The following is a 14,381-nucleotide window of genomic DNA, read 5'->3' on the forward strand; positions in this document are numbered from 1 at the left end:
GCAATTCACTTCACGCCAAGTTACTGCAACTCACTCTAATTCACGCCAAGTCGCCATACTTTCACCATGTTCGTGGTTGATGGTTTCCATGCATAATAAGGATGTGAAGCGGGGCAGTGAATTAGCTCGGCTGATCTGTTTCCGAGGCGCCTGGGAGGGTTACTTCGACTGTTAATCGACCAGGTCGTTGGTTCGAATCCAATCGCCGCCGGTTATGGCGGTGTAGCTCAGCGGTAGAGCAGGTAAAACCTTCCCCCTTTTTCCTCGGAAACCTTTTATTAGAAACGAAGAAACGTTAAACAACAACTTTAGATGTTCCACATAGATGAAGCACAGCATTTTACGCGTAGGGAGGTTATGTGCGATGAGTAGAGCCAAATCATTATTTAATACACCTCAATCTGTAGTACATAATCATGATGGATATGCAACTTATGAGCGATTGGTCGAGGAACAATATGTACAGATGTTGACGACGAATACGCTTAACAATACGTTTTATGCGGATGAACAACAGCTGATGCAAGAAGCGTGGAGCAGCCATCAGGAGATGGCGGAACTGGATGCAAACTTCATGGCGAAGGCTTTGGTATATGCTCGAAATGAAGGTTTCATGCGGCTTCAGCCTTTGTATGGGCTCGCCGTATTGTCCAAGATTAATCCGGAGCAGTTCGCAAAAGTGTTTGCTCATGTCGTGAAGACGCCAGCGGATCTGGCCGATTTTCTGACCATCCTCAGAGGAAGCGGGCGGGGAGAGGGAGGGCGTGCAGTGAAGCGTCAAGTCAATCGGTTTCTGAACGAAATCAGCGAATACTGGGCCATAAAATACAATGGACGTGGGCGTGGGTACAGTCTGGGAGATATGATCGTCACTGCACATCCCAAGCCGAAGGATGAGAAGCAACAAGCCTTATTCCGTTATTTGCGGGGGCATGAGACCAGTCTGGTGGACCTTCCGCAACTTCAGGCACTGGAGAAACTGAAAACGACACGTAACCCTGCCAGTCAGCTTCATCAGATTGAAAAAGGGAAACTACCTTATTCGGTCGTGACCTCGATCCTTCAGCCGACGCGTCCGATTTGGGAAGCTTTGATGCTCCAGATGCCGATGTTTGCGCTCCTGCGTCATTTAAATACGATGGATCGTGCCGGAGTTTTTGCCAAAAAGAAAAATATCGCTTACGTCACACGTCGTCTGACGGATGCCGAGGCATTGCGTCAATCGCGGATATTACCTTTTCGCTTCGTCAAAGCTTATGAGATGGTTGAGCGGTCAGAACTCCGGGAAGCGTTGCAACAGGCCGTGGAGCTATCCGTGCACAATCTGCCACGGTTGCCGGGAAGAACGGCTATTTTCCTCGATCGCTCAGGCTCCATGCAGGGAGACTACTTACGTATCGGTTCCGTGCTCGCACTGGCGCTATACAAACAAACTCAGGGCAACTCCTTGTTCTGGTTGTTCGATCAACAGGTCGAAGATGCCCGCCCGAAGCTGGACGAGGGTATTCTGGCGCAGGCATATCGAATTCGTGCACAAGGCGGAACCGATACAGGAAGACCTGTACGAGAGCTAAGAGAGTCTCAAGAGACGGTGGATCGCATCATTATGATTACGGATGAGCAACAGAATGAGGGGAGTCCAATGTATGCCGAGTTAGAACGATACCGACGCGCCATGAATCCGGGGCTGCAGGCATTCATTGTAGATATTACCCCTTACCGGCAGGCTATGGTTCCGCCGCGGGATGGTCAGACTTTTTACATCTATGGCTGGAGCGAAGCCGTACTGACATATATTGCAGAGACAGCAACAGGGTATGAGACGATTGCCGAGCGTGTACGGAAAAGTCAATTTTAAATGAAGGAAGAGAAGGAGGAGGGGGACAGATATGAGTGAGGTGGAACAAACAATGAGAGACATCATCGCGAAGCAGCTTGCACAGATTGAGCAGGAGGAGCAAGTTCGCATTATTTATGCCTGTGAGTCAGGCAGCAGGGCGTGGGGGTTTCCTTCCCAAGACAGTGACTACGATGTGCGTTTTATTTATGTCAGACCGTTAGAGTGGTATCTGTCGATTGAAGAGCAACGGGATGTGATTGAACGTCCGATCAGCGACCAGTTGGATATTAACGGATGGGATATACGCAAAGCGTTGAAGCTGTTCCGCAAGTCCAACCCGCCGCTGCTGGAGTGGTTACAGTCCCCGATTCAATACGATGAGCAATATAGCGTAGCAGGGCAGATTCGGAGTCTGTCGCCGCTAACGTTTTCACCGAAATCATGCTTGTACCATTACCTGAACATGGCTAAGGGAAACTTCCGTGATTACTTGCAGGGCGAGCAGGTGAAGATCAAAAAATACTTTTATGTGTTGCGCCCTTTGCTGGCCTGTGGCTGGATTGAACGTTATGAAACCATGCCGCCGATGGCTTTTGACAAACTCGTTGAGACCTTGGTTCCAGCGGGCACACCTCTGTATACGGAAATTCATGATCTGTTACGCCGGAAAAAAGCCGGAGACGAACTGGATATGGAGCCGCAGCTTCCGGCCATTCAAGCGTATATTACGGCTCAAATTGCACATGTAGAGCAACTGGCTACCGAGATTCAAGGACAAGCGACTGTGGAGATTGAGGTCTTAAATCGGATATTTCAATCAGCTGTACAAGAAGTTTGGGCATAAATGAATGGATGGAATTAGAACTCACAAAATGGGTTGAAGATCAACGAAAGGAGGAGAAGGTATGCATTTGATTGTAAAAGCATGTGGAGTGAACGCAGGGGTTGTATCCCACCTGCTCGCCAAAAATCCGAATAATGTGTATGACCGGACAGATAAAGGTGTGCGTGTTCGGATGGTCTACACCAAAGCGAGTGAGCAAGAGACGGAGGTGTTGATTCATGCCGAGCCTGATCCGGTCGATCTCGTTAGAGGCACACCGGATGGATATGATATCACACAATACATCAATGACCGTGAGTTTGTGACCAGCAGTTTATTCTGCTCTTACATACGGAATGCGCTGGGCACAGCTCTGAATGGCAAACCGAAGGAAGACTATGTGCGATGGGTGGATCATGCCTTTGAACTGGAGCTGAAGTTTGGCCCGGTTGCCTCTGATCTGCCTGACCGTGTGGTGGAGGAGTTGTTCTCCTGTTTGGGATATGACATTACTGTGGAACGGGGAGAGTCGGCGTATTCGTTTGACCTGAAAAATCGAAGTACAGTTCGTCACATCACCCTGCGAGGTAAACAAACGATACAACAGGCTTTACGTCAGCTATTTCTGCTCATTCCGGTGCTGGATAACTACAAGCATTATTTCATCAGTGAGGATGAGATTGATAAAATCAACCGTTACGGTGAGGGTTGGTTAGATACCCATCCGCTTAAGGGACTTATCGTTAGGCGTACGCTTCATCTTGCCGAACTGATTCGGACGTATGAACGTCTGCATGGCGCGTTGGATGATGGGCCTTCACGATTAGAACAACAAGCTGAGGAAGCAGAAGGTGATCTGAAAAAAACATTAAAATCGGAGTCGGCAATATCCAGGCATGAGGATAAGAATCCGAATGCAGACACAGTTCAGGCCACAAGTGCAGATCGAGCTGATGACTCGTCCGAAATACCTGTACGATTAAATGATCTACGTTACCGCGCGATCACGGACATTGTGGATTCTTTGCCTGAAAAACGCCGTATTGTGGACATGGGGGCAGGTGAGGGGAAGCTGTCTGCACGTCTCGCTTATATTCCGGGAGTGGAATCAATCCTTGCTGTTGAGCCATCGGGTCAATCACGTTTGCGGGCGATGGAACGTTTCGCCAAGATGCAGGATCGGGCAGGGGTTCAAGCTATGCCGGAACCGACGCTTGGTTCTCTGTTTTATTTTGACGAGCAATTACAGCATCAGGATGTCATGATCTTGTGTGAAGTGATTGAGCATATTGAGGCATATCGTCTGAATGGCATTATGGAAACGATTCTGAAGGAGTATCGGCCGCAAGTGCTACTGGTTACTACTCCGAATAAGGAATATAACGAAGTGTATGCGATGGAGCAAGAACAGTTCCGTCACCATGATCACCGCTTCGAATGGACACGGGAGGAATTCAATGGCCGATGTGCGGAGTGGGCAGAGAAAGGCAATTATGCTTACGAGATCAGGGGTATTGGTGAGGAAAAGGAAGGCTACGGACAGCCGACACAACTGGCGATGTTCACACGGGGAAAGGAGGAGCATGTATGAGAAACGAAAGGCAGACAGGTGCGGGTGATCACAATCGTTCGCACTACGGAACAGATGGAATGCAGCGACAAATCGCAAGCCATACGCAGGATAGACAGCGAGAGATCCAACTGCCGCATGCAGGCATCGTAGTGCTGATTGGTCCATCGAACAGCGGAAAGAGTACACTGCTTGCAGAACTTGTGGAAAAGGATGTGATCCGCGCTACCGAGGTCGTCTCGTCCGATCAGTTCCGCATGTTGGTAGGCGACGACGAGTATGTGGAATGGAGGCAACGGCCTCGTAGTGAAGCGGATGTGCTGTATGCAGATTACCAGCAAGTATCCACCAAAGCATTTGAAGCAATGGAAGCCATACTCGCCACACGTTGTCGTCTGAACAAGCTGACCTGGGTGGATGCGACTCATCTGTATCCCGAGGATCGCGGACGGTTAATCGAGCTGGCACGCAAATCCCATGTCCCTGTTATCGCTGTAGTACTAGATGTACCGGAGCATGTATTACTTGAACGTGATGATCAGCGTAAACATCCGCGTGGCCGTCAACGCGTAAAACAACAGGCACAGCAATTCAAGCGTACACTACGTGCGATCCGTGATGAAGGATTTGATGCCAGTTATGTGCTGAAGCATCCATATCCTGTGACCTTTGTACGCACAACGAATCCGTTGATGTTAGACATGGGAACGGGGATGGATATCATTGGCGATATCCACGGTTGTTATGATGAAATGATAGAAGTTGTTCAACGTCTGGGATACGTCGCTGAACAGGAAGATGGCCTGATGCGCCATCCCGAAGGGCGGAAGCTCGTTTCTGTCGGGGATGTAAGCAGCCGCGGGCCGGAATCGTTAAAATGTTTGCTTTTCTGGCAACAACACTGTGCCGCTGGTCTTGCTTATATGGTTGACAGTAACCATGGATGGAAAATTGCACGTTATCTGGACGGCCGTGATGTCACCTTAAGTCATGGGGATGAACGGGTGGAAGCTGAATTGCTCCAGCTTGAACAGAAGCAAGGCAGTGAAGAGGCGAAAAGGGTACGGGATTCGTTGAAGCATTTTCTGCTGAATGCACCTGCTCATTTGGTGTTTACGCGGAATGGGGTAAGACAAGTGGTTGTCGCCCATGCCGGGATACGGGACCATTTTATCGGCAAACAGTCCAAACGCATTCAGGATTACTGTCGATATGGCGATGTGGAAGGAACGGATGATAAGGGGCGGCCCGTACGTAAAGACTGGTACGTGGATCATACGTCCGGTGAATGCATTGTCTGGGGACATGATCCAAGGCCATACCCTACGATTGTGAATGATACAGTGAATATCGATCAGGGTGTTGTATTTGGCGGTATGCTCACGGCGTGGAGAATGCCGGAACGGGAGAGTGTTAGTGTACCGGCGAAGCAAGACTATGCCCAAGATCCAGACAGTCCGTTGAAACGCTGGAATCAGCAACGGTTTGCACCGCCCAACATCCGCAAGTTCAAGGACGGTTTTACCGTTCAGACGGGTTCGCGGCTGAATGTCGCTGTGCAGGGAGAAGTGGCGCAGACGGCACTGGATACCTTTTCCCATTTTACGGTGCCACTGGAGGAACTCGTCTATATCCCGCCAACGATGAGTCCGCCGCCGGGGGAATGTTCGGTAGAAGGTTTTATGGAGCATCCGCGAGATGCATTTCGTTATTACCGTTCTCAGGGCGTGACCCGTATGGTAGCAGAGAAAAAACATATGGGTAGCCGAGCGATACTGCTTCTGTTCCGCGACGAACAGGCTGCATCGCAGCGAGTACACAGACCGATGTTGGGGAGCATCGTGACACGTACAGGCCGATCCTTTTTTGATCCCGAGACAGAACAGAAGATGCTCACCAGATTACATGCAGACTTGACCGTAAGTGGTTATTTTGAACGGTATTCCACCGAATTTGTATTGCTGGATGCAGAGATTTTACCTTGGAACCTGAAAGCGCGGGAGCTTATTTCCTCTCAATATGCGCATGTCGCTGAGGCAGCGCTGATGGATCGTAGCGTTGTGATGGACAAAATTCGCGAGGCTATGAGCGCGGGCCGCCAAGTTGCGAACTGGTTACAGGAAACAGAGGTTAAACTGGCGAATGCGCAGACATTCCGGGATGTGTTTCAATATTATTGCTGGGATGTGCAGGATATTGCTGACATTCGCATTGCACCGTTTCATACGCTGGCTCACAGTACGGGAACCTTCTGGGAGCGTACACATGAGTGGCATATGCTACAAAACCGTGAGCTGGCTCAGTTGTCGTCGCTGATGATGGAGACGGAATACCGGATTATTGCGGATGAAACGGATGAGGAAGAGGTCATTCGCTGGTGGGAGGAAATGACGGCTGAGGGACATGAGGGGATCGTCATCAAACCGGAGACATTCCGCAGCTGGAATGGTAACAAAATGATGCAGCCTGCGCTCAAAGTTAGAGGACGTGCCTATTTGCATCTCATCTACGGCATGGATTATTTGGCTCCTGAGCATGTGTCCCGTCTTGGCAAACGTAAAACGTCCAAAAAGGAGCGACATGCTCTACTTGAAAGTGCTTTGGGCATGGAAGGGATCGAACGTTTTGTGCGAGGAGAGTCCGTAGAACGAATTCATGAATGTGTGCTCGCCACATTATCGCTGGAATCGGAACGCGTAGATCCTCGTTTGTAGGTCGTGGTTCATGAACGAACTTGAAAAGGAATGTAATTGGATGATTTTCCATCCAGTTCCATTCCTTTTTTGCGTTGTACAGTTTTATCGGTATGTACCGTTTGTACTTCGCTTTCTTTCTTTGTTTGGTGAAGCCTGGTGTTGGTGTTTTTGTATAAATAGCAACTTTACATGCTCCGATAGTAATGGTGAGTTTTCCAATAAAAGGACTCAGAAAGGAAGCGAAGACCATGTTTAAACGGGTAGAAAATGAATTGGAGTTTGCCATGTTCAATGGGATATGGACAACGGTATGGAATGAAAAAGGATTTGAGTTCGAGTTCTCAGAGGTGTTTCTGGAAAGATATGTGGTGGTTACGGAGGAAGGCCATTATGTAGGTTCGATTGAAATCAAACCTTACGCCGAAGATAGTTCCATGAACGAAATCGGTCCCTTTCTGGAGCATCCATTGATTCAGGCAGAGATGGGGCATATTGCAGAGATCGATAAACTGGCTATTTTATCTACCTTTCGGGGGCGATATGTTACTGATTTATTATCTGCGATCGTTCATTATGCAGAGAAGCACCAGATTAGTTATTATGCCATGTTACTTGAACCGGTGCTGATGAGAGCTTTGCGCATCTCTTACCATGTGCCGATTCAGAAAGTCGGGGGAAGAGTATTCTATAAGGGGGAGGATGTGATCCCATCTATTGTGAATGCTCGGGAAGTATATATGAATAAGGAACGGTTTACATGGCTCATTGATCCAAGACATAATGTGATAAAAAAATACAAATAACTTCATATAACAACATTAATTCGACATTATTTTTGTTGTGTTTAGTGTATATTTTCATTAAAGTCGCTATTTCAGCGACTTTTTTTCGTTCCCAGACAACAGTGCTTATCTCAATATATAAATTGCTTTATGGTATAATAACGAGTTAAAAACAGGAATTTTTTGGTCAAGACGTTTTTTTTCTAAAAGTGACGGGTTAAACTCTGGATGAAATGATAGGGTGATCGGGATGAGAAGACTTGAGTCTGGTATGACGGTAGACAACGAATGTTTTTCTGATATTTTAAGGTATGAAAACGAAACGATAAGCGGAACGACCGTAACAAACTCGAATGTTGGTTCGCCTATATTCTGGAATTGCACTCTGCATCAGCTTGTATTTGATACCTGTGATCTTACGAATGCGAGATTTTTTGAAGGTAGCACAGTGGATCAATGTACATTTATTCGGTCCGACTTGCGCTCTGTTGGCATTGGCAAGGGCGAAGCCGTGTTCACCAATTGTGAATTTACCTCCTGTGATCTGAGAGGCATGACATTGGAGAATGCTACGTTTATCGACTGTACCTTTGTTAAATGTAGATTCAATGATCGAGTTTTGCAAGTTGCAAATATCGTCAATTGTTCTTTTGCTGGCAAGTTAGTGGATATTACGTTTGAGGGAAATGGTAAACAGAAGCTAATCGTCAATTTAGAAAACTGCATTCTTGACGGTGTTCGTTTTGTAGGCTGTGACCTGACGCAATGTATTCCGCCGAAGTCCAAAAACCATCTGTATATGGAAAAGGTATCCCTACGTGTGAAAAATGCTTTAATGAAGATTGATGATGACCTTGATCTATCTGATGATGATCGGAAAGTACTGATACGCAGTCTGCGCAAGCTTGACGGTATGGAACAATATATTTTTAACACGGCACATATGAAGAAAATATATGGTGATGTTTTTGTTGAGCGATTTTTTAGTAGTCTGGAATCAAACTAGTTGCTTGGTATGATGAAAATGGAGGCCTAAGGGCCTCTTTTTTTGTAAGAAAGATGGGATTATTGAATCATTCTGATAAACCAAAGCCCTATATCTTATCTCTCTATTCTAGGTAATAATTATAAGAGGATAGAATAGTAATTGAATAGCATTGGAATCTCACTACGTAACGAGGGGGTAACCTGTATGGCGTCATTGATTTTGCTGGTGAAACAGACGGAGGACGATGAAAAGGTTATTTATCGATTCGGACCGAATGAGCGGAAGATGGGACTCATTGAGATGAACAAGATCAAGGAAAGTGTGAAGGAACTAGAGCCTGTGCAAGTGGATGGAATCAGTCCCAGCTTTTTTTTCAATAAGGCAGCTCAGTGGCTGGTAAGATGTTTGTTCAGAGAAGGCGGCAAGTTTCCAGACCGAACCACGGTTGAATCATAGTCTTTCGTAAGTCTTCTCATAAGAAGGCCGACAGACCATTGGGATAGTATCAGGTGATAACTGAATTGGCGTATCATAGAAGAAGTCCAAGTGCAACGACTCATCGCTGCGCTTGGACTTCTTTGTGATATACGTTTAATTAGGGATGTGAGCTTAGGTTAATTATTAGAATGTTTTGGCATATGAAATCAGTGCCGTAATCGTAATAATGTTAAGTAGAGTGGAGATCAGCACCGTCTGGGCTGCAAAATCAGGTTCGTTGTCATATTCCTCGGCAAGAATGGAAGAGTTGACGCCGGTAGGCATGCCCGATGCGATAATGAGTGCCTGAGCCGCTATGCCTTCCAGTCCGAGCAGCAGCACAATGCTGATGCCGATTGCCGGACCAATCAGCAGACGTATAAATGTGCTAATATACACATCAAGACGATATAAGCGAATCGGGTATTTCACGATTTGTGCCCCGAGTGTCAGTAGTGCAACGGCAACCATGCTTTGCTGTGCATAGGTGAGTGGCATGGACAGAAATGTAGGCAAAGGCAGCTTCCACGCCTGAAACAAAATCCCTAGCAAGAGCGCATACGGTACAGGCATTTTCAGAAATCCAATGATGACTGCGCGGTAGTTTCCTTTGAGTTTCGCACCTTGGATGGAGAGAACACCGTATGTGAAGGTGAGCAAAGACTGCAAGGACATGACTAGTGCCTGAATAGAAGAGGCGAGCGGGTCACCCCGGAATACCAGTGCGTTAATCGGTAGACCATAGTTGCCTGCGTTATCCAGCATGATACTATTGTTGAAGGCGGCTTTCATGCCTTTGTTCATACGGAACGAGCGGGATACCACAGAGCCTATAATATAGAGAATGAGTACATAGATCGCGTAAAAAAGCGTAACCGTGCCAAGCAGCTCACCGGACATATTTGAGTGATACATGCTCATAAAGACGGCTGCGGGGGTAATACAATAGAAATTGATTTTGGCGAGGGTGTACAAGTCCAGCTTGAACACCTTTTGCATCCAGGACCCGACAGCAATCAGGAGAAAGACGGGCAGGACGACTTCTAACATGATGTCTGCAATCATTGGTTCAGCTTCCTTTTTCATGAAAATTTCAGTTCTTTACGGAAAACACTTCGATCATTATATCATTTTATACACACCTGTAAGGGCATTTGGTCAAAAAAGTTCAGGAGGTGCCACCCTATGATCCCGGATCATCTGGATACTGGCTTATCGATTTTGTTTATTGGATTCAATCCCAGCATTACCTCGGGAGAGACTGGCCATCATTATGCGTACAAAGGCAATCGTTTCTGGCGCATTCTGGAGCGTTCCGGGTTAACCCCGCGTTTATATGATGCAACAGAGGATGGTGAACTATTGAAGCTGGGATATGGTTTCACCAATATCGTAGCCCGTCCAACGAAAGGCATTGAGGATATTACGAAGGAAGAGTATGCGGAAGGGCGCGAGATTTTGCGGAAAAAGCTGGAAACATACCGGCCGGATATCGCTTGTTTTGTCGGCAAAGGTGTATACACCCAGTACAGCAAACGCTCCAAAGTTGAATGGGGATTCCAGGATGACCCGGTTGTGAAAGAGATTCAGGAGTTCGTTGCGCCTTCATCCAGTGGACTTGTACGCATGTCGATGGATGACATTGTGGCAATCTATGCCCAGCTTGCGGATTTTGTGGCTGAGAAGAACGGTGGAGAATAGGAAAAATCGGCGTACTTCACGATATCATTCGTAGATTTGAGTTCACCCCGTTCGGCGATGGCCGGAGAGGGTGGATTTTTTTTTTTGACGATAAAGTGAGAAGTTTCAGGGAGGGCTTCCGTCTATATAGTACAGAACCATGCATGGACGCTGTAGAGAAGGGGGATTACATGACACATCCGATACCAGAGGAGGAACTGATTCAGCGCATTATAGATGGGGATAAACAGCTGTTCAGCGTGCTCGTGGATCGATATAAAAATAAAGTCTACGGCATCATACGCGGAATGGGCGCAAGTCACCCGGATGCGCAGGATCTCGCACAGGACACATTTATTCGGATCTATCGATATATGCCGACCCGTAGAGAAGGCAGCAGTTTCTCGGCTTGGGTGTATGCCATAGCAGTGAACATCATGAGGGATCATATGCGGAAAAAGAAACCGATGATGACCGCCGATCAGGAGATCGAATCCGTCAGTGAAGACACACCAGAGAAAAGCTTGCTACACAAGGAGATGAAGCGGGAAATCCATCTTCAGCTTGAACAGTTGCCGGAAACGTACAAGCTTGTACTGCTCTTGAAATACACCAATGAGTTGACCTATGAAGAGATCGCCACAATTACAGATATGAGTGACGCACAAGTGCGTAATGCACTCTATCGAGGGAAGAAAATGCTGAGAAAGCAGATGGAACGTAAAGGAGGTTTATCGACCTATGAAGCCTATTTCAAGTGAGCAGGACAAGAAGCAGGATCGCAAGTGGGAAGAGGAGCTGTTTCGCGAGGGGCCGGATGCAGATTTTACATTACAAGTGATGCAGAAGCTGGATCATGTGTCTATGGAGGAACCTGACGTGCAGGTACCATGGGAAACCAAAAAGTCGCATAAGAGGACATGGATTTATCGAACGGGAATCGCTGCAGCGGTTGCGGTACTGATTGCAGGAGGGGCTTGGGCTGCTTGGGATCAAACAACGGAAAAGCCAGTTCAGCCGCCTGTAAACGCCGTAAATATTCCTCCTTTGCCCAACATTCCCGTCCCGAAAGTTCTGAGATATGCCAACTTGTCAGACGACTACAAACGGCTTCAACCGCTTGGGCTTGTCGTGAACCCGAACATTGATATCGATGATCAGGGGTACAAACTCAAGATTGAAGATGTGCTTGTAGACGGTTCCCAACTTATACTTATGTTGCAGCAAACGGCACCTGATGGCACAGGAATGTATCTGCTGGGCTCGAAAGTAGAGGATATCCACATTACAGATGAAAAGGGGAATAATGTTGCTGAGCTTGCGCGTGATACAAGGCAAGGGAATGGTTCTTTGAATAAGCTGTTGTTTCAGTTAGATCGAGACATCCCTGATGAAATCACGGTTCGTGGAGATTTCGGGCATTTAGATGTAGGAGATGGCTATGGCTATGATGTGAATACCAAAACCTATACGGATAAAAAGGTCTCCGTAGACTGGAGCTTCGAGTTCAAACTGGATATGACCCAAGCCAAAGTAATGTCCAAAGAAACCCCGATGAATGCGTCCTATACAACACCGGAAGGGCTGGAACTGGCTATGACGCAATTGGTGCAGACGCCAAACGGAACCCGGCTTGATCTGGAAGTGAATCTGAACGACGAGCTTCGCGCTAAAGCAGGAGAAGGTTGGGCAAGGGACATGGATATTCTGTATCATATTGAAGTGAAGGACACGGGGGAGTATCGTATTTTCAACGGGGGCAGACCCAATGCGCGACAGGCCAAATTCCGTTATCGAGATTTAAGTCAAGTGAGTTCAGGAGGCCCACTTAAGATATCGGAGACGTGGGACCCGTCTTTGGTGACACTGAATGCAGACAATATTCGATTTGTCCTGGACGGTTACACGATACCTGTGAAAGAGGGACAGACGATGGACGTTGATCTGGATAAGGCTAGTAAGGAATCTAAGTTCTATACGTTTGCCTCATTTAAACACCTTGGGGATCAGTTGGAATTTTACCGGTTTAATTATCAAAGAGGGCAGTCATCGAATGACCCAACACAAGGTGGATCTGGGGGTCAGGCTTCTCTTGTTCTGGAAGGAACTGCATTGTTCAAAAACGAGTTCTATGGCGATCATTGGATTGCAACGGACTCGACCGGAAAAGAATATCCGGTTGAAGTCATGGGGAGTAGAAGACCAGCCAATCTGAATGAAGAGTATGTTGTCGATGATGTGAAGTTCATTGTTCAAGGTTTTAACAAGGACAAGGGGACGAAATTGACGTTAAAACGAACCGTAGTGCATCGTGATTTCGGGGATGTGGACTGGAAAGTAAAACTTGCGAGTGATTCAAGTATGCCTTGGGATCAATAAACATCTTCAATTATGTATTATAAAAAAAAGAGCCTTGCACATTAAGAATGCGAGGCTCTTTTTTTGACGTAGATAGACCATTAAGCCGAATCTCTTGGAATCAATGTGGTGGATAACATGACCGTCTCTTTCGGTGTACCTGGGCGTTCGATTCGACGCTTCAAAGCCTCGACGGCTCGTTGCCCAAGTTCCTCTTTGCACAAATGTACCGTAGTCAGCGGAGGAGATGAGGTGGCAGCGGTGTACACATTGTCAATTCCGATGACCAGGCAATTCTTAGGCGCGGATAACCCCATTTGCTGAAGTTTGTGCATCCACTGTAAGGCAATATCGTCATTCGCCCCAATCCACGCATCGGGGCGTTCTTCAGCAGGAAGTCGCTCGATGGTGTCAGCGAGCTTGTTCACCCATTCTCCGTTTTCATAGGCTACATTCCAAGCTTGAAAGCCCACTTCTTCCCTTACCTCGGTATGAAAATGATTCAAAGCCAGCTCGATTCCAATCTTACGCTGTGCAAAACTTGCGGCACGTCCGTCATCGGTAATCAGACCGATGCGTCTGCATTGCTTCGACAGGAGATATCTGGCCGCAGTAATGCCAGCTTCCAGATTATCATGACTGATCGTATCACAGTTCAGCAAAGGCTCCTGATGATCGACCAAAATCATGGGGTGGCCTGTCTGTACCAGCGTTTGCAGCACGGTATGGGGAAAAGCGCCCATAACGATAATTCCGGCACAGCGTGTCCAATCGAGATGAGGTGCGATGGCTTTTTCAGGTGAAATCTCCTTGCCCGGCAAGTCCAGTGAAGGTGACACAATGACGTGATGCCAGCCTTGCTCGTTACAGCCAGAGATGATGCCTGACAGCACACGCTGCCAATAGTGCGGCTCACCCCGGTTAAGCTGATTCATACATATTAGGGCAAATGGAGGTTCGATTGCATGAGCCTTATTGGTATTGGCAGTATGGCTCGCCGAGCCGGGTATATTCTGGCGATACCCGAGTGCACGGGCAAGTTCCAGAACCCGTGCACGCGTAGATTCGCTGACACCGGTTTTACCGCTGAGTGCGCGGGACACGGCATATTTGGACAACCCCAGCTGGTCAGCTAGCGTCTGGATCGATACTTTTCGAGACATATGA

Annotated in this window: 12 protein-coding genes and 1 tRNA gene; 11 read left to right on the forward strand and 2 right to left on the reverse strand. The window is 47.4% G+C overall.

Annotated features, from left to right (window positions below; all coding sequences use genetic code 11):
• The first annotated feature begins 112 nt into the window (after positions 1-112).
• From MHI38_RS22065 to MHI38_RS22100, 8 genes are all read left to right on the forward strand, one after another.
• Positions 113-211 (forward strand) — tRNA-Asn (locus MHI38_RS22065).
• 153 nt (positions 212-364) lie between these two features.
• Positions 365-1,858: a TROVE domain-containing protein gene (locus tag MHI38_RS22070; RefSeq protein WP_154890732.1), complete on the forward strand. Its 1,494-nt coding sequence runs from the start codon at positions 365-367 to the stop codon at positions 1,856-1,858.
• Positions 1,859-1,889: 31 nt separating this feature from the next.
• Complete coding sequence (locus tag MHI38_RS22075; RefSeq protein WP_090917797.1) at positions 1,890-2,684, forward strand: nucleotidyltransferase domain-containing protein; 795 nt, start codon at positions 1,890-1,892, stop codon at positions 2,682-2,684.
• A 61-nt stretch (positions 2,685-2,745) separates the two neighbouring features.
• Entirely contained in the window at positions 2,746-4,254 is a 1,509-nt protein-coding gene (locus tag MHI38_RS22080; protein ID WP_154890733.1) for a methyltransferase domain-containing protein, read from the forward strand.
• 59 nt (positions 4,255-4,313) lie between these two features.
• Positions 4,314-6,947, forward strand: a complete 2,634-nt coding sequence (locus tag MHI38_RS22085) for a polynucleotide kinase-phosphatase (protein WP_341181945.1) — start codon at positions 4,314-4,316, stop codon at positions 6,945-6,947.
• A 230-nt stretch (positions 6,948-7,177) separates the two neighbouring features.
• The gene (locus tag MHI38_RS22090) at positions 7,178-7,732 is read left to right on the forward strand and encodes a GNAT family N-acetyltransferase (RefSeq protein WP_090917803.1); all 555 of its coding nucleotides are present in this window, start codon (positions 7,178-7,180) and stop codon (positions 7,730-7,732) included.
• A 229-nt stretch (positions 7,733-7,961) separates the two neighbouring features.
• Positions 7,962-8,717 (forward strand): pentapeptide repeat-containing protein, encoded by a 756-nt coding sequence (locus tag MHI38_RS22095; RefSeq protein ID WP_339836141.1) that lies wholly within the window; start codon positions 7,962-7,964, stop codon positions 8,715-8,717.
• Between the two features lie 186 nt (positions 8,718-8,903).
• Positions 8,904-9,155, forward strand: coding sequence for a hypothetical protein (locus MHI38_RS22100; RefSeq protein ID WP_090917806.1), 252 nt, complete (start codon positions 8,904-8,906; stop codon positions 9,153-9,155).
• Between the two features lie 165 nt (positions 9,156-9,320).
• On the opposite strand, the gene MHI38_RS22105 is transcribed toward MHI38_RS22100, so the two are convergent.
• Positions 9,321-10,241: an AEC family transporter gene (locus MHI38_RS22105; RefSeq protein ID WP_154890933.1), complete on the reverse strand. Its 921-nt coding sequence runs from the start codon at positions 10,239-10,241 to the stop codon at positions 9,321-9,323.
• Between the two features lie 120 nt (positions 10,242-10,361).
• On the opposite strand from MHI38_RS22105, the gene MHI38_RS22110 reads away from it, so the two are divergent.
• The 3 genes from MHI38_RS22110 to MHI38_RS22120 all read left to right on the forward strand — a co-directional run bounded on the left by MHI38_RS22110 (position 10,362) and on the right by MHI38_RS22120 (position 13,235).
• Positions 10,362-10,877, forward strand: a complete 516-nt coding sequence (locus MHI38_RS22110) for a mismatch-specific DNA-glycosylase (protein ID WP_154890735.1) — start codon at positions 10,362-10,364, stop codon at positions 10,875-10,877.
• 170 nt (positions 10,878-11,047) lie between these two features.
• Positions 11,048-11,617 carry a sigma-70 family RNA polymerase sigma factor gene (locus MHI38_RS22115; protein WP_154890736.1) on the forward strand — a complete coding sequence of 190 codons (570 nt, stop codon included), beginning with the start codon at positions 11,048-11,050 and terminating at the stop codon, positions 11,615-11,617.
• Positions 11,598-13,235: a hypothetical protein gene (locus MHI38_RS22120; protein WP_341181682.1), complete on the forward strand. Its 1,638-nt coding sequence runs from the start codon at positions 11,598-11,600 to the stop codon at positions 13,233-13,235. Before MHI38_RS22115 ends, MHI38_RS22120 begins: the two co-directional genes overlap by 20 nt.
• A gap of 80 nt (positions 13,236-13,315) precedes the next feature.
• Here the strand turns inward: MHI38_RS22120 and MHI38_RS22125 are convergent, their stop codons facing one another.
• Positions 13,316-14,377 carry a LacI family DNA-binding transcriptional regulator gene (locus tag MHI38_RS22125; RefSeq protein WP_341181683.1) on the reverse strand — a complete coding sequence of 354 codons (1,062 nt, stop codon included), beginning with the start codon at positions 14,375-14,377 and terminating at the stop codon, positions 13,316-13,318.
• Positions 14,378-14,381: the final 4 nt, after the last annotated feature.

This window comes from Paenibacillus sp. FSL K6-1558, assembly GCF_038002565.1.
GTDB lineage: Bacteria > Bacillota > Bacilli > Paenibacillales > Paenibacillaceae > Paenibacillus > Paenibacillus polysaccharolyticus.